Source organism: Pseudomonas khorasanensis (assembly GCF_014268505.2).
In the GTDB taxonomy this organism is placed as follows: domain Bacteria; phylum Pseudomonadota; class Gammaproteobacteria; order Pseudomonadales; family Pseudomonadaceae; genus Aquipseudomonas; species Aquipseudomonas khorasanensis.
In genome coordinates this window covers 39740-60969 of the sequence record NZ_JABWQP020000019.1, presented here as the reverse complement: position 1 = coordinate 60969, position 21230 = coordinate 39740, and the positions used below count along the sequence as shown (strand labels likewise).

The 21230-nt window shown below is 60.3% G+C and carries 24 protein-coding genes; 17 read left to right on the top strand and 7 right to left on the bottom strand.

Going from position 1 to position 21230, the window contains the following annotated elements:
- Positions 1-19: 19 nt before the first annotated feature.
- Positions 20-1183: a 1-acyl-sn-glycerol-3-phosphate acyltransferase gene (locus HU727_RS24680; RefSeq protein ID WP_186530481.1), complete on the top strand. Its 1164-nt coding sequence runs from the start codon at positions 20-22 to the stop codon at positions 1181-1183.
- A 149-nt stretch (positions 1184-1332) separates the two neighbouring features.
- Here the strand turns inward: HU727_RS24680 and HU727_RS24675 are convergent, their stop codons facing one another.
- On the bottom strand, positions 1333-1611 hold the full coding sequence (locus HU727_RS24675; protein WP_186530483.1) for a hypothetical protein: 279 nt from the start codon (positions 1609-1611) through the stop codon (positions 1333-1335).
- 191 nt (positions 1612-1802) lie between these two features.
- On the opposite strand from HU727_RS24675, the gene HU727_RS24670 reads away from it, so the two are divergent.
- Positions 1803-2009, top strand: a complete 207-nt coding sequence (locus tag HU727_RS24670) for a hypothetical protein (protein WP_008083982.1) — start codon at positions 1803-1805, stop codon at positions 2007-2009.
- A gap of 107 nt (positions 2010-2116) precedes the next feature.
- On the opposite strand, the gene HU727_RS24665 is transcribed toward HU727_RS24670, so the two are convergent.
- Positions 2117-2701, bottom strand: coding sequence for a YajG family lipoprotein (locus HU727_RS24665; RefSeq protein ID WP_186530486.1), 585 nt, complete (start codon positions 2699-2701; stop codon positions 2117-2119).
- Between the two features lie 205 nt (positions 2702-2906).
- Between HU727_RS24665 and HU727_RS24660 the strand changes: the two genes are divergently transcribed.
- Positions 2907-3140, top strand: coding sequence for a hypothetical protein (locus HU727_RS24660; protein WP_186530488.1), 234 nt, complete (start codon positions 2907-2909; stop codon positions 3138-3140).
- A gap of 703 nt (positions 3141-3843) precedes the next feature.
- A complete protein-coding gene (gene mqo / locus HU727_RS24655) occupies positions 3844-5352 on the top strand; it encodes a malate dehydrogenase (quinone) (RefSeq protein ID WP_186530490.1) in 1509 nt (502 codons plus the stop codon).
- A gap of 185 nt (positions 5353-5537) precedes the next feature.
- Here mqo and HU727_RS24650 read toward each other — a convergent pair whose 3' ends face one another.
- From HU727_RS24650 to HU727_RS24640, 3 genes are all read right to left on the bottom strand, one after another.
- The gene (locus HU727_RS24650) at positions 5538-5825 is read right to left on the bottom strand and encodes a PA4642 family protein (protein WP_186530492.1); all 288 of its coding nucleotides are present in this window, start codon (positions 5823-5825) and stop codon (positions 5538-5540) included.
- 63 nt (positions 5826-5888) lie between these two features.
- Positions 5889-6368: a hypothetical protein gene (locus tag HU727_RS24645; protein ID WP_186530494.1), complete on the bottom strand. Its 480-nt coding sequence runs from the start codon at positions 6366-6368 to the stop codon at positions 5889-5891.
- 179 nt (positions 6369-6547) lie between these two features.
- Positions 6548-7105 (bottom strand): hypoxanthine-guanine phosphoribosyltransferase, encoded by a 558-nt coding sequence (locus HU727_RS24640; protein ID WP_016773231.1) that lies wholly within the window; start codon positions 7103-7105, stop codon positions 6548-6550.
- Between the two features lie 166 nt (positions 7106-7271).
- Here HU727_RS24640 and upp point away from each other — a divergent pair, with 166 nt between their 5' ends.
- Entirely contained in the window at positions 7272-7910 is a 639-nt protein-coding gene (upp, locus tag HU727_RS24635; RefSeq protein WP_090286199.1) for a uracil phosphoribosyltransferase, read from the top strand.
- Positions 7911-7912: 2 nt separating this feature from the next.
- The gene (locus tag HU727_RS24630) at positions 7913-9187 is read left to right on the top strand and encodes a uracil-xanthine permease family protein (protein ID WP_186530496.1); all 1275 of its coding nucleotides are present in this window, start codon (positions 7913-7915) and stop codon (positions 9185-9187) included.
- A 122-nt stretch (positions 9188-9309) separates the two neighbouring features.
- Here HU727_RS24630 and hemH read toward each other — a convergent pair whose 3' ends face one another.
- Positions 9310-10335 (bottom strand): ferrochelatase, encoded by a 1026-nt coding sequence (hemH, locus tag HU727_RS24625; protein ID WP_186530497.1) that lies wholly within the window; start codon positions 10333-10335, stop codon positions 9310-9312.
- A gap of 13 nt (positions 10336-10348) precedes the next feature.
- The gene (locus HU727_RS24620) at positions 10349-11251 is read right to left on the bottom strand and encodes a TIGR01777 family oxidoreductase (RefSeq protein WP_186530499.1); all 903 of its coding nucleotides are present in this window, start codon (positions 11249-11251) and stop codon (positions 10349-10351) included.
- Positions 11252-11448: 197 nt separating this feature from the next.
- Here HU727_RS24620 and HU727_RS24615 point away from each other — a divergent pair, with 197 nt between their 5' ends.
- From HU727_RS24615 to HU727_RS24565, 11 genes are all read left to right on the top strand, one after another.
- Entirely contained in the window at positions 11449-12435 is a 987-nt protein-coding gene (locus HU727_RS24615; protein ID WP_186530501.1) for an NAD(P)/FAD-dependent oxidoreductase, read from the top strand.
- Entirely contained in the window at positions 12432-12647 is a 216-nt protein-coding gene (locus HU727_RS24610; protein ID WP_186530503.1) for a TIGR02450 family Trp-rich protein, read from the top strand. Before HU727_RS24615 ends, HU727_RS24610 begins: the two co-directional genes overlap by 4 nt.
- Before the next feature lie 215 nt (positions 12648-12862).
- A complete protein-coding gene (locus tag HU727_RS24605; RefSeq protein ID WP_186530505.1) occupies positions 12863-13825 on the top strand; it encodes a YbgA family protein in 963 nt (320 codons plus the stop codon).
- Complete coding sequence (locus HU727_RS24600; RefSeq protein ID WP_186530507.1) at positions 13825-14766, top strand: MerR family transcriptional regulator; 942 nt, start codon at positions 13825-13827, stop codon at positions 14764-14766. Before HU727_RS24605 ends, HU727_RS24600 begins: the two co-directional genes overlap by 1 nt.
- A gap of 16 nt (positions 14767-14782) precedes the next feature.
- Entirely contained in the window at positions 14783-16228 is a 1446-nt protein-coding gene (gene phrB / locus HU727_RS24595; RefSeq protein ID WP_186530509.1) for a deoxyribodipyrimidine photo-lyase, read from the top strand.
- Positions 16221-16643 (top strand): nuclear transport factor 2 family protein, encoded by a 423-nt coding sequence (locus HU727_RS24590; RefSeq protein WP_186530510.1) that lies wholly within the window; start codon positions 16221-16223, stop codon positions 16641-16643. Before phrB ends, HU727_RS24590 begins: the two co-directional genes overlap by 8 nt.
- Entirely contained in the window at positions 16640-17422 is a 783-nt protein-coding gene (locus tag HU727_RS24585) for an SDR family NAD(P)-dependent oxidoreductase (RefSeq protein ID WP_186530512.1), read from the top strand. The genes HU727_RS24590 and HU727_RS24585 overlap by 4 nt, the downstream gene beginning before the upstream one ends.
- Positions 17419-18666 carry an NAD(P)/FAD-dependent oxidoreductase gene (locus HU727_RS24580; protein ID WP_186530514.1) on the top strand — a complete coding sequence of 416 codons (1248 nt, stop codon included), beginning with the start codon at positions 17419-17421 and terminating at the stop codon, positions 18664-18666. The genes HU727_RS24585 and HU727_RS24580 overlap by 4 nt, the downstream gene beginning before the upstream one ends.
- On the top strand, positions 18663-19478 hold the full coding sequence (locus tag HU727_RS24575; protein ID WP_186530516.1) for a DUF1365 domain-containing protein: 816 nt from the start codon (positions 18663-18665) through the stop codon (positions 19476-19478). The genes HU727_RS24580 and HU727_RS24575 overlap by 4 nt, the downstream gene beginning before the upstream one ends.
- Positions 19465-20730, top strand: coding sequence for an SAM-dependent methyltransferase (locus HU727_RS24570; RefSeq protein WP_186530518.1), 1266 nt, complete (start codon positions 19465-19467; stop codon positions 20728-20730). Before HU727_RS24575 ends, HU727_RS24570 begins: the two co-directional genes overlap by 14 nt.
- Positions 20723-21214 carry a DUF2878 domain-containing protein gene (locus HU727_RS24565; protein ID WP_186530520.1) on the top strand — a complete coding sequence of 164 codons (492 nt, stop codon included), beginning with the start codon at positions 20723-20725 and terminating at the stop codon, positions 21212-21214. Before HU727_RS24570 ends, HU727_RS24565 begins: the two co-directional genes overlap by 8 nt.
- The last annotated feature ends 16 nt before the right edge of the window (positions 21215-21230 follow it).

The following is a 21230-nucleotide window of genomic DNA, read 5'->3' as shown; positions in this document are numbered from 1 at the left end:
TTTCCAACAAGAGAGCATGATGGGCGAATTCGATGCCATCCGACCTTACGACGACAGCGAAGTACCTGCGGTACTGGCAAGGCTGCTCGGCGACAAGGCGTTTCTAGATATCCTCACCCACTTCCGCTTCCCGCGTTTTGCCGGTCCCTTCGGCTGGATGCTCAAACCTCTTATAGCCCATCGGCTGCGTCGTGAGTTCGCCGACGTGACATCGGTGGCGACCCTGCAGGACAAAGTCGAGTTTTACGTCGACCACACTATCGAGCGCGCCACTGATGGCGTGACGTATACCGGTGTCGAGCAATTCAAGTCCGGCAGCGCTTACCTGTTCATTGCCAACCACCGCGATATCGTCATGGACCCGGCCTTCGTCAACTACGCCGTGTACCACGCCGGCCTGCCGACGCCGCGCATCGCTATTGGCGACAACCTGCTGCAGAAGCCGTTTGTCAGTGACTTGATGCGTTTGAACAAGAGTTTCATCGTGCACCGTTCGATCACCGGTCGTCGCGAGAAGATGGCGGCGTATCAGTTGCTGTCGGCGTACATCAACCACTCGATCCGCAACGACTGCGCCTCGATCTGGATTGCGCAGGCTGAAGGCCGGGCGAAAGATGGCGATGACCGCACCGAGTCGGCGATCCTCAAGATGTTCCACATGAGCCGCAAGGACGAGCCGTTCGGTGAGGTGATTCGTTCGCTGAACGTGACGCCGGTGTCGATCAGCTATGAATACGACCCGTGCGACCAGGCTAAGGCCCGTGAGTTGTACATCCGCGCCACCACCGGCACCTACGCCAAGTCGCCGGGCGAAGATGATGTGAGCATCGCCAAGGGGATCACGGGCTACAAGGGCCGCGTGCACGTGAACTTCGCCGCACCGATCACAGAGCTGTTCGAAGACACCAAGCAATTGGCGATCGAAATGGACAAGCAGATTCTCGGCGGCTATCGCCTGTTCCCGGTGCATTACCTGGCATACGCGCAGTGGGCCGATGCCGATCCGCAATTGAATGTGCCGCAGGCGGCCGAGGTGTTCCCGGCCGATGAACTGGCCAAGGCGCAGGAAGAATGGCAGAGCCGGCTCGACGCCTGCCCCGAGGAGCATCGTCCGTATCTGGTGCTGCAATACGCGACGCCGGTACGCAATCAATATCGGGTCAAGGCTGGGCTGCCACTGTAAGCAGTTATGGCAAACATCTCTGTGGCGAGGGAGCTTGCTCCCGCTTGAGTGCGCAGCGCTCACGACATCCTGGGGCCGCTTCGCAGCCCAGCGGGACGGTGCGACGATTCGACAAGGCTCCCTCGCCACAGGGGTTTCGTACTCAGCTTTTAAAAGCGGGTGCTGATCCAGGAAATGATCAGGGCAAGCCCCAGGCAGGCGAAACCAAAACGATAGAAGAACCGGTTCATGCGCAAGGTCGCCCAATCGAGCATCGGTTCGGCATTGGGTTGTGCCTGACGCTGAGCGGCAATGCTGGCCTGCGCGCGTTGTTCACGGCGGCGTGTCGCGTGCAGCAGCCAACTGCCGGGAAAAGCCAGCAACAGTGCAAGCAGGTTGATCAATTTGGCGGGATGGGCGGTAAACAGCGTCATCAAATGCAGCGACATCACAGACCTCAAACGTAATCGGTGTGGCGGACGCCGGACCGACGACCGCGGCGCGATTCTACCGAAACCCGTCACTGGCGCCTTGCCTTTACGACAAATAACTCGCCAATCGACCGATGGCTGTCCTGTGTCATGGCATCGTCATGTGGATGCGCCACCCTGCGCGCCTCGAAACACACATGGAACGCGACATGCTTCACGCTGAAAACCAGGATCGTCTGTACCTCATTACTCCCTACGACGAACAACAAAGCCTCGTCGGCAGCCTCGCCTTCAATGTTCAGGACCGCCATTGGCTGGTGTATTGCGCGCTGGGCGGGCATCAACATGCGGATCTGCCCGAGACCGATTTGCTGACCGGCGTCAGCGTGCTCGACTTCTACTCCCAGGCCGCCTGACACCCCGCACCCAGTGCAGGAGACGGGTTTAACGGAATGAATTCGAAAGGCATAAAAAAAGCCCGGAACCATCACTGGCTCCGGGCTTTTTCACATCGGCCGAAAACTTACTCGGCGAGAACCTGACCTACGGTCGGATCCTTGAACAACCGTGTCAGCGCATCGCTCAACACGTCGCTGACCAGTTTGGTATTGGTTTCCTGATTCGGCGCCATGCCGAAACGCTGATCCAGCGACGCACCGTAACGGCCGCTGTAGCGGCGGTTGGCGTTCTGCACGTCGGAGCGGAAGGTTGCGCCGATGGTCGCTTCGGTCACGTACATGCCTTCTTTCGGCGACTGGTACTTCAGTTCGGCCAGGGTCACGGTCAGCTGCGGCGCGTTGGGCGCGCTGGTGGTCGGGGTGAAGCCGAGCAGACGCACGGCGGCTTCAGCCTGAGCCTGCAGTTTCGGCAGGATCTGCTCGCGCTGCACGGTAATGGCGCTGGTTTCCGGGTACAAACCGCCACGGGTGCCCAGGGTTGGCGACGGGCGACCGTCAACCACGCGCACGATGACAGGCTGGCCGCGGCCGACCGGAGCCAGTTGCGTGGTCAGCTTCGGCTCCGGATTCAGTTGTTGCGGGCTGTGGGCGCAGCCGGCCAGGGTCAAACCGGCGACAGTGATCAAACCGAACAACAGGCGTTGCAACATGCTCTTCTCTCCAGAATCAGGCACAAACAGGCCGGCAGTATAGCGGTGGGCCACTGCGCGTAACCAGCGCCGCACAGTGAATACTGCAATGTCTGACAAACCCCGCCCAAGGCGGTTCCTGTCACACATTCTTCACCGTCCATACACCGCGACGTCACGGCGCGAAGGCAAGCTTCAAAGCAGTCCTCCAACAAGGAACTCTGCCATGCGTTATCTGATCTCGCTGTTCGCGCCACGCCCGCTGCATCGCTGCTTCGCCCTGCTCGACCGCAACGGTCGCTGCCAGGCATTCAAACAGTGCAGCCTGCAACCGATGGGTGACGGCTGGGTGGAAATCGAAGAAATCCGCCTCACCTGGTTGCATCAGCCATTGCCCGCCAGCGCCCGGGTCGCACAGCGGCAACCACGCGCACGAGCGCAGGTTCAGTTGAGCATCTGACCGGATGCCTAATTAAAGTCATTAAACACGAGCAACTGCGCGCATTTCTTCGCTACAATCTCCCCCCGATTATAAGGACGTCTCCTGATCGGGCCCCGCAACAGCGTCAATGCGCATGCATCGACATCAAAATCGCCCACAGAGAGCCGCCCACACAGATCGAGTGAAGTTGGCGCGCTTGCCTGTTCTTCCGGCAAAACCCCGCTTTCCGCGAATCTGCAGAGCTGTCATTCGCTCGGCCACCGCGTTATTTGCCCTTGCGGGCAGGGTGCCAGGCCAGGACAGCCCTTTTTGAGGTTCACGTCTTCAAAAGAGCGTGAAAAAAACGGGTTTTCACAACTTCACAAGAGTGTGGCGAGCAAATGAATAGTTTTGCGTCTGAACATGCACCATTAGCGTCTGAAACAGCCCAACGACACAGGACCGGTCATACCTCGAATACCGGAGCCTGAAGCCTGTCCGCTACGGATTTGGTTGCACGAAAACGGATGTCTCGACCATAAGTCGAATTGCCAGCCCTGCGCGAAAATGCGTTCATTGAACGCTTGAAACCAGGCCGCACGCATCCGTCGAAGTTGCGAAAAATTGCGAAGATTCGGACATGGCCAACCTGACCACGGATTGCCCGGGCCCACTGACCTGCCCTGGAACGCCTGGCAGCCATGCCGACAATTTGGTGCTGCAGATTTGGGAGACGCGTTAAATGGCGCATAACGAAGCAGTCGACGTAGTTCTGGTAGGGGCCGGCATCATGAGTGCCACCCTGGCCGTGCTGCTCAAAGAGCTCGACTCCGCGATCAAGCTGGAAGTCGTCGAGCTGATGGATTCCGGTGCTGCCGAGAGTTCCAATCCGTGGAACAACGCCGGTACCGGCCACGCCGGCCTGTGCGAGCTGAACTACACGCCGCAGGCCGCCGATGGCAGCGTCGACATCAAGAAAGCCGTGCACATCAACACCCAGTTCGAGGTGTCGAAGCAGTTCTGGTCGTACCTGACCAAAAAAGGCACGTTCGGCTCGTGCAAATCCTTCATCAGCCCGGTGCCGCACCTGAGTTTTGTCCAGGGCGACAGCGGTGTGTCGTTCCTCAAGGAACGCTTCAACGTGTTGAGCAGGCACCACGCGTTTGCCGACATGGAATACACCGAAGACAAAGGCAAGATGGCCGAGTGGATGCCGTTGATGATGCCGGGCCGTTCGCCGGACGAAGTCCTCGCCGCGACCCGCGTGATGAACGGCACCGACGTCAACTTCGGCGCCCTGACCAATCAGTTGCTCAAGCACCTGACCAGCGCGCCGGATACCCAGGTCAAATACTGCAAGCGCGTCACCGGCCTCAAGCGTAACGGCGCCGGCTGGACGGTCAGCATCAAGGACGTCAACAGCGGCGCCAGCCGCGAGGTCGACGCCAAATTCGTCTTCCTCGGCGCGGGTGGTGCCGCCCTGCCGTTGCTGCAAGCCTCGGGCATCGAAGAAAGCAAAGGCTTCGGTGGCTTCCCGATCAGCGGCCAGTGGCTGCGTTGCGACAACCCTGAAGTGGTCAAACATCACCAGGCCAAGGTCTACAGCCAGGCAGCCGTTGGTTCGCCGCCGATGTCCGTGCCTCACCTGGACACGCGAGTTGTCGACGGCAAGAAGTCCCTGCTGTTCGGGCCATACGCCGGCTTCACCACCAAGTTCCTCAAGCACGGCTCCTTCATGGACCTGCCGATGTCGGTTCGCGCCGGCAACATCGGGCCGATGCTGGCGGTGGCAAAAAACAACATGGACCTGACCAAGTACCTGGTCAGCGAAGTGATGCAGTCGATGGAGCAGCGCCTCGAATCCCTGCGCCGCTTCTACCCTGAGGCGAAAGCCGAAGACTGGCGCCTGGAAGTGGCCGGTCAGCGGGTGCAGATCATCAAGAAAGATCCGAAAAAGGGCGGCATTCTGCAGTTCGGTACCGAACTGGTTGCAGCGAAAGATGGCTCGCTGGCTGCATTGCTCGGCGCATCCCCAGGCGCCTCGGTGACGGTTTCGATCATGCTTGAACTGATCGAGAAGTGCTTCCCGACCAAGGCGTCCGGTGAGTGGGCGGGCAAATTGGCGGAAATCTTCCCGGCCCGTGAAAAAGTCCTGGAGACCGATGCTGCGCTGTATCGCAAGATCAACACGCAGAACAACATCGCCCTGGAACTGGTTGAAGAAAGCAGCGAGACCCCAAGCTTCGCTTGATCACGCCGCATAAAAAACGCCCCGTACTCATTGAGTGCGGGGCGTTTTTTTATGCCTGAACATCGCCAGGGCTTCTGTGGCGAGGGAGCTTGTCGCACCGTCCCGCTGGGCTGCGCAGCGGCCCCAACATCTTGTGAGCGCTGCGCACTCAAGCGGGAGCAAGCTCCCTCGCCACAGCGATGGCGCTAAGCGCGGTATTTTTCGATCAGTTCGATGTACTCGGCCGCATTGCGCTGGTCGGCGATCAGGTCAACGAAAGTCTTGCCCTGCTCATCCTTGCCATCAACGTCATACCCGGCCGCAACAAAGAAGCCCAAGAACCGCTCGAAATCATCGATGCGCAGCCCACGATAGGCCTTGATCAGTTTGTGCAGCGACGGCGAAGTGGCGTCGACCGGCTCAAAATCGAGGAACAGTTTGATCTGCTCATCGCCGATCTCGTCACCAATCACTTGTTTCTTATCTTTACGCATTGCCGACTCCAGCTCGCAGACATGACACGGGGCCGGCAGTTTACCCCTGCGCAGGCTCAGGGCTCAACGCGCCCGAACAGTCCCGGTGTGCAAATCGGCCCAGATGTGGCCGTTGGCGTAACCGAGAAACTGCACATACACGGTTTCGTTACGCAGCAGATCGATCACCGTGCGGTACTGGGCCAGCGGGTAAAATAGCGTCAGGATTTTGCTTTTGTCGTCATAAACCGGTTTCTTCAGGCTTTTGCTTTCGCCATCGAAACTCACCAGCACCTGATTGATCGTCGCGCCCTTGTTCAGGGATTTGCCCTTGAGGCGGATCATCAGCGATGAGGTCACCGGAATCGGCTGCTGATTCGATTGACGCTGCGCACTGACCACCACCGAATATTCACTGACTTGCATCAGTTGCTGCTGTTCAGGCTCGGCATCACGCACCGTCAGATCGTCCGGCGGCAGGAACTGGCTGTGCATCGGCGCGGCGGACAGCGGCAGGCTGAAAACGAGAAACAGGGCGGCGAGACTGCGGGTCAAGAGGCGCATGACAGGCTCCGGGGGTGGGGCCCAGCACTCTAGCATGGGTGTCGCGCAAGGATCAGCACACACAAAAACAACTGTGGGAGCGAGCCTGCTCGCGAAAGCGGTGTGTCAGTTTTCAATGATGCTGACTGACACGACGCCTTCGCGAGCAGGCTCGCTCCCACAGGGGGCAATGCAGGTTCTTACATGCCTTTAACGGCGTAGATCCCGTTGGCGTTGCGCCAGTAGCCTTTGTAGTCCATGCCGTAACCAAAGATGTAGCGGTCGATGCACGGCAGGCCGACGAAATCGGCTTTCAAGTCAGGACGCGCCTTGCGGTCGTGATCCTTGTCGATCAGCACGGCGGTGTGCACTTTGCGTGCGCCGGCGTGTTTGCAGAAGTCGATGATCGCGCCCAGGGTGTGACCTTCGTCGAGGATGTCGTCGATGATAAGCACGTCGCGGTCGATGAACGACACTTCCGGCTTGGCTTTCCAGAACAGGTCGCCGCCGCTGGTTTCGTTGCGATAACGGGTCGCGTGCAAGTAAGACGCTTCCAGCGGGAATTGCAGATGGGTCAGCAGCTTGCCAGAGAAGATCAGGCCGCCGTTCATCACGCAGAACACCACCGGGTTGCTGTCAGCAAGTTGTTCGTTGATTTGCGCACCGACACGGGCGATGGCCGCCTCGACTTCAGACTCGGTGTACAGGCAGTCAGCCTCTCGCATGATTTGACGGATATGCTCGAGATCAGCGGACATGGCGCTCTCCAGGGGGGGCTTCGGAATCGGAAAAGCGGGCAAAGGTACGCATCCGGCGAGGCCGAATCAAGCCTTTATGGACTAACGTACTCTATGTCCTATAGGACATCACCCTCGGATAGATTAATCTAGGCCGGTTTTTTTGCCCGCCGCCGGAGCCTTTCCCATGCCCATCCTCGAGATCCGCCACCCGCTGATCCGTCATAAACTCGGCCTGATGCGCCGCGCAGACATCAGCACCAAGAATTTCCGCGAGCTCGCTCAGGAAGTCGGTGCGTTGCTGACCTATGAAGCCACCAAAGACCTGCCACTGGAATCCTACGATATTGCCGGTTGGTGCGGCACCGTGTCGGTCGAGAAGATCGCCGGCAAGAAGATCACCGTCGTGCCGATCCTGCGCGCCGGCATCGGCATGCTCGAAGGCGTGCTGAGCCTGATCCCGGGTGCCAAGGTCTCCGCTGTGGGCGTTGCCCGCAATGAAGAAACCCTGCAAGCGCACACTTATCTGGAAAAACTGGTTCCGGAAATCGACGAACGCCTGGCGATGATCATCGACCCGATGCTCGCCACCGGCAGCTCCATGGTTGCCACCATCGACCTGCTGAAAAAGGCCGGCTGCCGCGACATCCGCGCCATGGTGCTGGTTGCTGCGCCGGAAGGGATCGCTGCTGTAGAAAAGGCGCACCCGGACGTGACTATCTACACCGCGTCCATCGACGAACGCTTGAACGAGCACGGCTACATCATTCCTGGGCTTGGCGACGCCGGTGACAAGATCTTCGGCACCAAGCAGAAGGACGCGTAACCATGCAGCAAGAGTTCAACGATCCGCTCTGGCGCACGGTGCTGTCCGGCGCCCAGATGCTGTTCGTGGCTTTCGGCGCTCTGGTGCTGATGCCGCTGATCACGGGTCTTGACCCGAACGTGGCACTGTTTACCGCAGGTCTGGGGACGATCCTGTTCCAGATCGTCACCGGGCGTCAGGTGCCGGTGTTTCTCGCGTCGAGCTTCGCATTCATTACGCCGATCATTCTCGCCAAGGGCCAGTTTGGCCTGGCCGCGACCATGGGCGGTGTGATGGCCGCCGGTTTCGTCTACACCTTCCTCGGCCTGGCCGTGAAGATCAAAGGCACCGGTTTCATCGATCGCCTGCTGCCACCCGTGGTGATCGGCCCGGTGATCATTTCGATTGGTCTGGCGATGGCGCCGATTGCCGCCAACATGGCGATGGGCAAGTCTGGCGACGGTGCCGAGCTGATTCACTATCAGACCGCGATGATGATTTCGATGCCGGCACTCCTGACGACGTTGATCGTGGCGGTGTTCGGCAAGGGCATTTTCCGTCTGGTGCCCATCATTTCCGGTGTGCTGGTCGGTTTCGCCATGGCCTTCTATTTCGGTGTGGTCGACACCGCGAAAATTGCCGCCGCGCCCTGGTTCGCGCTGCCGCATTTCACCGCGCCGGAATTCAACTGGCAGGCGATTCTGTTCATCGTGCCCGTGGCACTGGCGCCGGCCATTGAACACATCGGTGGCGTGATCGCGGTGGGTAGCGTGACCGGTCGCGACTATCTGAAAAAGCCAGGCCTGCATCGCACCCTGCTCGGTGATGGCATTGCCACCACGGCGGCTGGCCTGTTCGGTGGCCCGCCGAACACCACCTACGCCGAAGTGACTGGCGCGGTGATGCTGACCAAAAACTACAACCCGAAAATCATGACCTGGGCGGCGATTTTCGCCATCACCCTGGCGTTCATCGGCAAGTTCGGCGCGCTGCTGCAAAGCATTCCGGTGCCGGTGATGGGCGGAATTCTGTGTCTGTTGTTCGGTTCGATCGCGGCGGTGGGCATGAACACGCTGATCCGCCACAAGATCGATCTGGGCGAGGCGCGCAATCTGGTGATCGTCTCGGTGACGCTGGTGTTTGGTATCGGCGGTGTGCTGGTCGGCACCGGCACCGGCCCGGACGACTTCGGCCTCAAAGGCATCGCGCTGTGCGCGGTGGTAGCGATTGCGCTGAACCTGATTCTGCCGGGCAATGACGGCTGGAAGAACAAGAAGCCGGATGAGCCGCTGATCTAACCCTGCACAATGATCGTTCCCACGCTCTGCGGGGGAACGATCAATTCGCGAGCAGGCTCGCTCCCACAGGTTTGAATGTATTTCTCCTGTGGGAGCGAGCCTGCTCGCGAAGCTCTTGGCTTTCAGAGGGCCAGCGGCGCTCGTTCGCACAAGGTAGCCAACGCCTTGGCCCATTGCGGGTCATCATTGAGACAGGGCAGCAGCACCAACTCCTCCCCCCCCGCTTCGCGGAACTGCTCCTTGCCGCGATCGCCAATCTCTTCCAGCGTCTCGATGCAATCGGCCACAAACGCCGGGCACATCACCAGAATCTTTTTCACGCCACTTTTGGCCAGCTCATCCAGCCGCGCCTCCGTGTACGGCTCGATCCATTTCGCGCGGCCCAGTCGCGACTGAAACGATACCGACCATTTTCCATCCGGCAGGCCCATGCGCTCCGCAAACAGCGCTGCCGTGCGCAGGCATTGCGCGCGATAGCAGGTGGCCAACACCGCTGGCGAAGCATTCTTGCAGCAGTCTTCGTTCTTGAAACAGTGATTGCCAGTCGGGTCGAGTTTGGTCAGATGGCGCTCGGGCAATCCATGGAAACTCAGCAGCAGGTGGTCGTAATCCTGCTGCAAATGGGGCTTGGCGCTGGCCACCAGCGCATCGAGGTATTCCGGCTGATCGTAGAACGGTTGCAGGATCGAGAGCTGCACATCGAGTTTCTTCTCGCGAATCACCCGCTTGGCTTCTTCGATCACCGTGGTCGTGGTGCTGTCGGCGAACTGTGGATAAAGCGGCGCGAGCGTGATGCGCTTGTGCCCCGCCGCGACCAGCTCCAGCAACCGGGTCTGAACCGACGGCTCGCCGTAGCGCATCGCCAGTTCGACCGGGCCGTGGTTCCACTGCGCCTTCACCTGCTGTTGCAGACGACGGCTGAGCACCACCAGCGGCGAACCCTCCTCCCACCAGATCGAAGCGTAGGCGTGAGCCGACTGCTCGGGCCGCTTGATCAGGATCAGCGACACCAGCAGGCGCCGCACCGGCCACGGCAGGTCGATCACGTACGGGTCCATTAAAAATTGATTGAGGTAGCTGCGCACATCGGCCACCGAGGTGGAGGCCGGAGAGCCCAGGTTGACCAGAAGCAAAGCGTGATCGGTCATGCAACGTCCTATCTCAGAGGCGGCTGGAGAGATCATCCAAAGCCGCGCGTAAGTCCGTAAAGCGGAAGGTGAAACCCGCTTCCAGCAAGCGTGCCGGCGTGGCGCGCTGGCCGCCGAGCAATAACAGTGACAGCTCGCCGAGCATGACCTTGAGCGCCAGGGTCGGCATCGGCATGAACGCCGGGCGGTGCAATACACTGCCCAGCGTTTTGGCAAATTCGCGGTTGCGCACAGGTGCAGGCGCGCAGGCATTATAAGGACCGCTCGCCTGAGGACGCTGCAGAAGAAAATCAATCAGGGCGATTTGATCGTCAATGTGAATCCACGGCATCCACTGCCGACCATTGCCCAACGGCCCACCCAGCCCGAGCTTGAACGGCAGCAGCAACCGCGACAAAAAGCCGCCCTCGGCCGACAGCACCAGACCGGTTCGTAACAGCACCACGCGTATGCCCAGATTCTCGGCGCGCAGGGCGGTTTCTTCCCAGGCGATGCACAGCTGGCTGGCGAAATCGTCGATGCCGGGCGGCGATTCTTCCGTCAGCTCACGCTCGCCGCCATCGCCGTACCAGCCGATTGCCGAACCGGAGATCAGCAACGCCGGTTTCTGTGCGCGGGTTTCAAGCCACGCCAACAACGTTTCCGTGAGCGTGATGCGACTGCCCCACAGCAGCGCCTTGCGCCGATGGGTCCAGGGCCGATCGGCAATCGGCGCGCCGGCAAGATTGACGATCGCGTCCAGCGGCTCGTCGCCGAGGTCTTCAAGACGCGAAATCCCACGCACCTGCGCGCCGCAGATCTGCGCGACTTTTTCCGCACGGCGACTCCACACCGTCAGGCGATGTCCCTGCTCCACCCAGTGCCGGCAGAGCTCGCGTCCAATCAAACCAGTACCGCCGGTCAGCAATATGTGCATGACATCTTCCTCGCGTGGAGTTTTACCCGGATCACTAGTCTATTTTTATAGGCAGGGATCTTTTCTCTCGGGCAGGCTCTATGGTTTAACAATAGGCCAAGCTGTCAAAACGAGAATGTTAGAACTTATACGAAAAAACATAATTGTACAGGTTTCATCCACGGCGTAGTCTGTACAGAAAGGTAAACGAGGCCCCTATGACTGTACCTATCGCAATCATCGGCACCGGCATCGCCGGGCTCTCCGCCGCCCAGGCTCTGACAGAGACCGGGCATACCGTTCAACTGTTCGATAAAAGCCGCGGCAGCGGCGGCCGCATGTCGAGCAAGCGCAGCGACGCTGGCTCGCTGGACCTGGGTGCGCAATATTTCACCGCGCGCGACCGGCGCTTCGTGACCGAGGTGCAACGCTGGCAAAGCCTCGGCTGGGCCGCCGAATGGACGCCGCAGCTCTACACCTTTCAGGGCGGGCAATTGAACATGTCGCCCGACGAGCAGACCCGCTGGGTCGGCGCGCCGCGCATGAGCGCCATCACCCGTGGCCTGCTCGATGGCATGGACGTGCACTTTGCTTGCCGCATTACCGAAGTCTATCGCGGTGAACAACACTGGCACCTGCAAGACGCTGAAGGTGGCACCCACGGCCCCTTCAGCCATGTGGTGATTGCCACGCCAGCGCCGCAAGCCACCGCGCTGCTCGCTGCCGCACCGAAACTCGCAGGCGTCGCCGCCGGGGTGAAAATGGACCCGACCTGGGCCGTCGCCCTGGCCTTTGAAAAACCGCTGGATACGCCAATGGAAGGCTGCTTCGTGCAGGACAGCCCGCTCGACTGGCTGGCGCGCAACCGCAGTAAACCCGGGCGCGACACCACCCTCGACACGTGGGTGCTGCATGCGACCAGCGCGTGGAGCCGGCAACACATCGACCTGTCAAAGGAAGCGGTGATCGAGCATCTTCACGGCGCTTTCGCCGAGCTGCTGCACAGCGCCATGCCTGCGCCAACGTTCAGTCTTGCCCATCGCTGGCTCTACGCCCGCCCCGCCACCGGCCATGAATGGACCACACTGGCCGACGTTGATCTGGGCCTGTACGCCTGTGGCGACTGGTGCCTGTCGGGTCGCGTCGAAGGTGCCTGGCTCAGCGGTCAGGAGGCTGCACGGCGCTTGCACGAAAGTCTGCAATGAATCGCATCAACCCGCGCAAATTGCTGCTATCGAAATGGACAGCAGCCCAGCCGCAAAACCGCGAGAAACATTTTCTGGTCACTGAGCTGATCCGCGACGAAGAAGGCACGGTGCTCGAGGTCGAGCTGCAGGCGGTGCTGACACAGCGCACCGAACGATTGGACTGGCAGGTGCTGAAAAACAACGAGCACTGGTTACTCGGCTGGAAATAGATTTCCCTTGTGGGAGCGAGCCTGCTCGCGAAAGCGCTGTATCAGATTCGAATTCGTCGACTGCCCCACCGCCTTCGCGAGCAGGTTCGCTCCCACAGATCCAGCGCCGCACGAAAATCTTATACAAATCATTTGACTTGTACATCCACGGATCTATGCTTAGGAAAAGTTGTACAGCGATAACACGCTGTACAGGTATAGATTCCGAGGTGCTCATGTCTACTGCTTCCCTGTCCAAGCCGAAGATCGCCATCAGCGCCTGCCTGTTGGGCGAAGAAGTGCGCTACAACGGCGGGCACAAGGAATCGCGGCTGTGCAGCCGTACCCTCGCTGAATATTTCGACTTTGTGCCGTTGTGCCCGGAAGTCGCCATTGGCATGGGCATTCCCCGTGAGCCGATTCGTCTGGTTGGCGACCCTGAGCAACCCGAGGCGGTCGGTACCGTAAATCCGACTATCAACGTCACCCGGCCGTTGGCCGAATACGGCGAAAAAATGGCCGGCGAGCTGCAAGACCTTTGCGGTTACATCTTCATGCAGCAATCGCCGTCCTGCGGGCTGGAACGCGTCAAGGTTTATCACGCCAACGGCGCGCCGGTGAACGGCGGCGGGCGCGGTATCTACGCGCAGGCGTTTTGCGCGCGGCATCCGGACTTGCCGGTGGAAGAAGCCGGGCGCCTGAACGATCCGGTGTTGCGTGAAAACTTTATCACCCGCGTGCTCGCCTACAGCGCCTGGCAGCAAGTACTCGCCCAAGGGCTGACCCGCCGCGCGCTCACCGAATTTCACTCGCGCTACAAATACCTGCTGATGGCGCACAACCCGCTGCAATACAAAACCCTGGGCAAATTGCTCGGCAACATGGCTGACAGCGATCCCGCCGAGCTCGGCCCCCGCTACTTCAGCGAGCTGATGGCGGCCCTGAAGAAATGCGCCACGCGCGGCACCCATTGCAACGTGCTGCTGCACCTCAGCGGATATTTGAAACAATCGTTGAGCACCGAAGACAAACAGGAAATGCAGCAAGTCATCGGCCAGTACCGCCAGGGCATCGTGCCACTGGTGGTACCGCTGACCCTGCTAAAGCATCACTTCCGACTCCATCCGGACCCGTACATCGCGCAGCAGGTCTACCTGCAACCGCATCCGGAAAACCTCAGTCTGCGAAACGCGATCTAATGAACGATAAAACCGACAGCAGCGCCCAGGAAGACCTCGGCGCCGACTTCAAGAAAGCCCTCGACGAGGGCTGGCTGCCGATCCGCGAAGTCGCGCGGCAGACCGGCGTCAACGCCATCACCTTGCGTGCGTGGGAGCGCCGCTACGGGCTGGTAGTGCCACAACGCACGCCCAAGGGCCACCGGCTGTATAACGCCGAACATGTGCAGCGAATCATGGCTGTCCTTACCTGGCTCAACCGTGGCGTCGCGGTCGGCCAGGTCAAGCCATTGCTCGATGCGCCGCAAACGTTCAGCGAAACCGTGGAAAACGATTGGCAGCGTTTGCAACAGACCTTGCTTTCGGCGGTCAGCGCGCTTAACGAACGCACGCTCGATGACAGCGTCAACCAGGCCATCGCACTGTATCCGCCACGCACCTTGTGCGAGCAATTGCTGATGCCGATGCTGGCCGAGCTCGAACAGCGCTGGCAAGGCCAGTTCGGCGCGCAGATGGAGCGAACGTTTTTCTATTCCTGGCTGCGCAGCAAATTCGGCGCACGCATCTACCACAACAACCGCCAGCTGCATTCGGCGCCGTTGCTGTTGATCAACCATTCCGACCTGCCACTGGAGCCTCATCTGTGGCTGTGCGCGTGGCTGATCAGCAGCGCCGATTGCCCGGTGCAGGTGTTCGACTGGCCACTGCCGGCCGGAGAACTGGCGCTGACCGTGGAACATCTGCAGGCCCGAGGCGTGCTGCTGTACTCCAGCAAGGCCATGCAAGTGGCGCAGTTGCCGAAGCTGCTGGCGAACGTCAGTTGCCCGACTTTGATCGCCGGCCCCACCGTGCACATCCACCACGCCGAATTGTCCGAACGCACTTCAGAAATCGCCAACGTGTTCCTGGCTGAAGATCCGCTTTCAGCGCATCAGGCACTGAACGAGCACGGATTGATTTGATGACGGGCTTAATCTCATGCAACTGATCTGGCTGCGCAGCGACCTGCGCCAACATGACAACACGGCCCTCGCGGCAGCCGCCGCGCGCGGCCCGACCGTGGCCGTGTACCTGTTGAGCCCGCAGCAATGGCTGGAACATGACGATGCGCCGTGCAAGGTGGATTTCTGGCTGCGCAATCTGCGCGAGCTGAGCAAAAGCCTGGGCGCGCTGAACATTCCGCTGTTGATTCGCAGCGCGCCCCACTGGGATCAGGCCCCGGCAGAACTGCTCAAGCTGTGTCGGCAATTGAAGATCGAGGCGGTTCACGTGAACGAGGAATACGGCGTTCACGAAAGCCGCCGCGATGAAGCCGTGGCCGAAACATTGCGGGCCGAGGGCATCGAGTTCCACAGTTATCTGGATCAGTTGCTGTTCAAACCCGGCACCGTGCTGACCAAGACCGGCACCTGGTTTCAGGTGTTCAGCCAGTTTCGCAAAGTCTGCTACGAACGCCTGTATCGCTCGATGCCGGCGCTGGTCAAAGCGCCAGGCAAGCAGGCCCCGCTGAGCATCGACAGCGATGAGATTCCCGAAGCGGTTAAAGGCTTTGCCACACCGAGCGAATCCTTGCGCAAATTGTGGCCGGCCGGTGAACAGGAAGCGCAGCGCCGTCTCGATACGTTCACTGACGCGCAGATTGATTACTACCGCAGCGAACGCGATTTCCCGGCCAAACCCGGCACCAGTCAGCTTTCGGCATACCTCGCCGCCGGCGTGATCTCGCCACGCCAGTGCCTGCACGCCGCATTGCAGAGCAACCAGGGTGAGTTCGAAAGCGGCAAGGTCGGCGCGGTCACCTGGATCAACGAACTGCTGTGGCGCGAGTTTTACAAACACATTCTGGTCGGTTATCCGCGCGTCTCGCGCAATCGCGCCTTTCGCCCGGAGACCGAAGCCTTGGCCTGGCGTCATGCGCCGGACGATCTCAAGGCCTGGCAGGAAGCACGCACCGGTTTGCCAATCATCGACGCGGCGATGCGCCAATTGCTTGAAACCGGCTGGATGCACAATCGCCTGCGCATGGTTGTCGCAATGTTCCTGACCAAAAACCTGCTGATCGACTGGCGTGAAGGCGAACGCTTTTTCATGCGTCACCTGATCGATGGTGATCTGGCAGCGAACAACGGTGGCTGGCAGTGGAGTTCGTCGACCGGCACGGATTCGGCGCCCTACTTTCGCATTTTCAACCCGGTGAGCCAGTCGGAAAAATTCGACGCAGAAGGTGTGTTCATCAAGCAGTGGCTGCCGGAACTGGCCGGGCTCAACAAGAAAGAAGTGCACAACCCGGCAAGCGCCGGAGGGTTGTTCGGCGTGGCGGATTATCCGGCGCCGATCGTTAACCTCAGCGCTTCACGCGAGCGCGCACTGACGGCCTTCAAAAACCTGCCGTCACGCCAGCCTGCCGGCGGCAGCGATGAGTGAATTCCTGCGCAGCTTCGCCCGGCAGTTTTCCGGGTTGAACAAAGACAACCTGCATCGCTTGGGCGAGCTGTACAGCGACGATATTCAGTTCACCGATCCGCTGCATGAAGTTCAGGGATTGGTGCAATTGCACGGCTACTTCAGTGAGCTGTACGCCAACGTCAGCGATCTGCGTTTCGATTTTCATGGTTTCGACCAGATCGGCGAAGGTGAAGGTTACCTGCGCTGGGTCATGAGTTACCGCCATCCGCGCCTGGCCAGCGGCCGGGAAATCAGGGTCAGCGGCTGTTCGCACCTGCGCTGGCGGGACAAGGTTTATCGCCATCGGGATTATTTCGATGCCGGGGCGCTGCTGTATGAACACTTGCCAATATTGGGCCGGGCGATCGCCTGGCTGAAAAGGAGAATGGGATGAGTCGTACACCCCCACGGCGGTATTGGTTGACCGGCGCCAGCAGTGGCATCGGCGCCGCATTGTGCGAGGACATTCTGAAGACCGGTGCGCACCTGGCCGTCAGTTCGCGTTCAGTTGCGCCGCTCAAAGTCTTGTCCCAACGTTATCCGGGGCAGGTGCTGGTAGTGCCGGGAGATCTGACCAACAGTCAGACCGTGCGCGAAATCGGTGAGCAGATCACCGAGGCCTGGGGTTCGCTCGACAGCGTGATTCTCAACGCGGGCACCTGTGAATATGTTGATGCCCGCCAGTTTGATTCGTCGATCATCGAGCACGTGGTGCGCACCAATCTGCTCGCCAGCAGCTACTGCATCGAAGCTGCCCTGCCCCTGCTGCGCAAAGGCACGGCACCGCATCTGGTTGGCATGGCCAGCTCGGTGACTTACCTGCCTTTACCACGGGCCGAAGCCTACGGCGCGTCGAAGGCCGGGCTGCGTTATCTGTTTGAATCGCTGCGCATCGACCTGGCGGATGAAGGTATTGAAGTGACCATCATCAGCCCGGGTTTCGTTGAAACGCCACTGACCGAGAGGAACGATTTCCCGATGCCGCTGAGCTGGCCTGTGGATAAAGCGGCTCGCCATATATTCGCCAAACTCAAGGACCGGCCGCTGGAAATTGCCTTTCCGGCGCTGTTCATGGCGGCGCTGTGGCCGCTGTCGAAACTGCCTGCCCGCGCTCAGCTCGCCATCGGCAAACGCATGGTGCGCAAAAATCCTCCGCAGCGGGATACGCTATGAAAATTGCGGTGATCGGCAGCGGTATTGCCGGGCTTACCTGCGCCTATCTGCTCAAGCGTCGCCACGACATTACCGTGTTCGAGGCCAGCGACTGGGTCGGCGGCCATACCCATACGGTGCCAGTGACGGTCGGTGGGCAATCGTTCGCGATCGACACGGGTTTTATCGTGTTCAACGATTGGACGTACCCCAACTTCATTCGTTTGCTCAACCAGCTCGGTGTCGCGTTCAAGCCGACGGAAATGAGTTTTTCGGTGACCGATCCGGACACCGGTGTGGAATACAACGGCAACAACCTCAACAGCCTGTTCGCCCAACGCAGCAATCTGCTGTCGCCGGGGTTCTGGGGGATGCTGCGCGACATTCTGCGGTTCAATAAGGAAGCACAGCGCGACCTGATGGAACTGCGCATCGCCGCCGATACCACCCTTAACGAATACCTCCAGGCCGGCGGCTACGGTGAGCGCTTCATCCTGCATTACATCGTGCCGATGGGCGCAGCGATCTGGTCGATGCCGATGGCGGAAATGCTCAATTTCCCGCTGCAGTTTTTCCTGCGCTTTTTCAAGAACCATGGATTGCTGTCGGTCAGTGATCGCCCGCAGTGGCAAGTCATCGAAGGCGGCTCCAGCGCTTACATTGCGCCACTGACCGCGTCATTCAGCGACCGGATCCGTCTGAACTGCCCGGTCACCCGTGTCGAGCGCAACGAGCACGGCGTGGTTATCCACAGCCCGGCCGGCCTGGAACACTTCGATAAAGTGGTGTTTGCCTGTCACAGCGATCAGGCGCTAAAGCTGCTGGCCAACCCGAGCGAGGCCGAGCGCTCGATACTCGGGGCCCTGCTCTACGCCGATAACGACGTCGTGCTGCACACCGACACGCAATTGTTGCCGACGCGCAAACTGGCCTGGGCCAGCTGGAACTATCGCCTCGGCGGCGCCGGTCACACCCGCGCGGCGGTCACCTACAACATGAACATCCTGCAAGGGATCGAGAGCGACACGACGTTTTGCGTCAGCCTCAATCAAACCGCCGGGATCGCTCCCGACAAAGTGCTTGCCCGCTACACCTACGCCCACCCGCAATACACCCTCGCCGCCGCGGCCGCGCAAAACCGCTGGGGCGAACTCGATGGCGAGCAGCACACGCATTATTGCGGCGCGTACTGGGCCAACGGTTTTCATGAGGACGGCGTGGTCAGTGGTCTGCGCGTGGCCGCCGCGTTGGGTGAAACCCTGTGAACAGCGCACTCTATAGCGGCATCATCGGCCATCGGCGCTTTTCTCCGCGCCGGCATGAGTTCCGTTACCGCATCGGCCTGCTCTATCTCGATCTGAGCGAACAGGACGCGGTACTCGCCTTGTCGCCGCTGGCGGGACGCAGCCGTTTTGCGCCGTTCTCGTTTCGCGAGACCGATTACCTGAAAGCCTTCACAGGCACCGGCATGCGCCTGATTGACGCTGTGCGTCAGCAAGTCGGCGCAGCCATCGGCCATGAGCCGCAGGGATCGGTCTGCCTGCTGACCCAACCGCGCAGTTGGGGGCTGTCGTTCAATCCGGTGAGTTTCTTCTACTGTCACGAGGCCGACGGGCAGCTCGCGGCAATTGTCTGCGAAGTGACCAATACGCCCTGGCGTGAGCGTTATCACTACGTTCTGCCGGCGCAGGTGCCAACCAGCCTGCACGATTTCCATCAGCATTTCGCCGTGGCCAAGGCGTTTCACGTTTCGCCGTTCCTGCCACGCGACCTCGAATACCGCATGAGCTTCAGCCCTGCCGCCCAGACCCTCGGCGTGCACATGGCCGACTGGCAGGGCACCGACAAATTGTTCGACGCCACGCTCAATCTGCGCCGCGAATCCCTGGACCGTCGCAGCCTGCACCGTTATCTGCGGCGCTTCCCGTGGATGACTGCAAAAACCGCCCTGGCGATCTACTGGCAAGCGCTGCGCTTGCTGCTCAAGCGCGCCCCGATCTTCGCCCATCAGGCTGCCGACGGCAGCTTTCAAACCGCCTCTGTGCCTCCGAAGGAGCCGCACCATGAAATCCTCTAGCCTGCCGCTCAGTCGCTTCAGCACCAACGGTTTGACCGGCTCGCTTTTGCGCCGTGGCGTGCTGCGCCAATTGGCGCAACTCAAGCACGGACAATTGATGGTCGTCGAAGACGGCGAACAAATGCTTTTTGGGACACCCGGCAGTCCCCTGCTCGGCGAAGTCCACGTGCTTGATCCAGCGCTGTGGGGGATGGTCGCCAGCAACGGTTCGATCGGCGCCGGCGAGGCGTTCATCCACGGTTACTGGAGTTCACCGGACCTCACCGCCGTGGTCCGCGTGTTCGTCAGCAACCTTGATGTGCTCGACGCCATGGAAGGTGGTCTGGCGCGCCTCGGCCGGCCAATGGTGCAAGGCTTGCACTGGCTCAACCGCAATACGCGCAAGGGCTCGCAAAAAAACATCGCCGCGCACTACGACCTCGGCAATGAGCTGTTCGAACAGTTCCTCGACCCGACCATGATGTATTCCGCCGGCCAGTTTCTGACCCCCACAGATACGCTGGAGCAGGCGCAACTGAACAAACTGCAGCGGATCTGCCAGAAGCTCGCGCTCAAGCCCAGCGATCATTTGCTGGAAATTGGCACCGGCTGGGGCAGCATGGCGCTTTACGCCGCGCAGCATTACGGCTGCCGCGTGACCACCACGACCCTGTCCAAAGAGCAATACGCATTCACCGCCAAGCGTATCGAACAACTTGGCTTGCAGGATCGCGTCACCCTGCTGCTCAAGGATTACCGTGACCTCAGCGGCGAGTACGACAAACTGGTGTCGATCGAAATGATCGAAGCGGTCGGCCATCGCTTCCTGCCGACTTACTTCAAACAATGCGCCCACTTGCTCAAGAGCAACGGCTTGATGCTGTTGCAGGCGATCACGATCCGCGAGCAACGCTATGAGCAGGCCAGGCGCAGCGTCGATTTTATCCAGCGCTATATTTTCCCCGGTGGCGCCCTGCCCTCGGTGCACAAGATGCTCGACGTGGTCAGTCGCGAGACCGACATGAACCTGTTGCACATGGAGGATTTCGGCCTCCACTACGCCAAGACTCTTCGCCTGTGGCACGAAAACTTTCGCCTCGCCCATGGTCGCTTGAACGAACTGGGTTACGACGATTATTTCCTGCGGTTGTGGGAATTTTACCTGTGCTACTGCGAAGGCGGATTTCTGGAGCGCACCATCGGCACCGCACAATTGCTGCTCGCCAAACCGGCGGCAATGCCCGCGCCGCTGCTCGGGCGTTTTGATGCGTAAGCGTGTCGCCAATGCCGTGTTGTTTCAACTCGGCTGGCTGGCTTGCGTACTCGGTGGCAACAGCCTGTGGCTGCTGCTTGCGCTGGCAGCACTGGTGATTCATTTGCGCTGGATCAGCAGCTGGGCGGTGGAAGGTCGTTTGATACTGTGCGTGGTCATCGTCGGCACGGCGGTGGACAGTGTCTTGCGTCACCTCGGTGTGTTCCGGTTCGAAGATCTTTCCCCGCTGATCCCACTGTGGCTGATGCTGCTCTGGGCATTGCTGGCGACAACGTTGCGCCACTGCCTGGCGTGGAGCGCCAGACCGTGGTGGCTGGCCAGCGGGCTCGGCGCGGTGGGCGGGGCATTGTCGTATTACGGCGGCGGACAATTGGCCGGGGTGCAATTTCCTTACGGTGAAGTCCCGACGCTGATCGTCATTGGTTTGCTTTGGGCGCTGCTCTTTCCGCTGCTGCACGTCATGGCGCGGCGCCTGTCGCGGTAGCGTCCGTCTGCGCGTT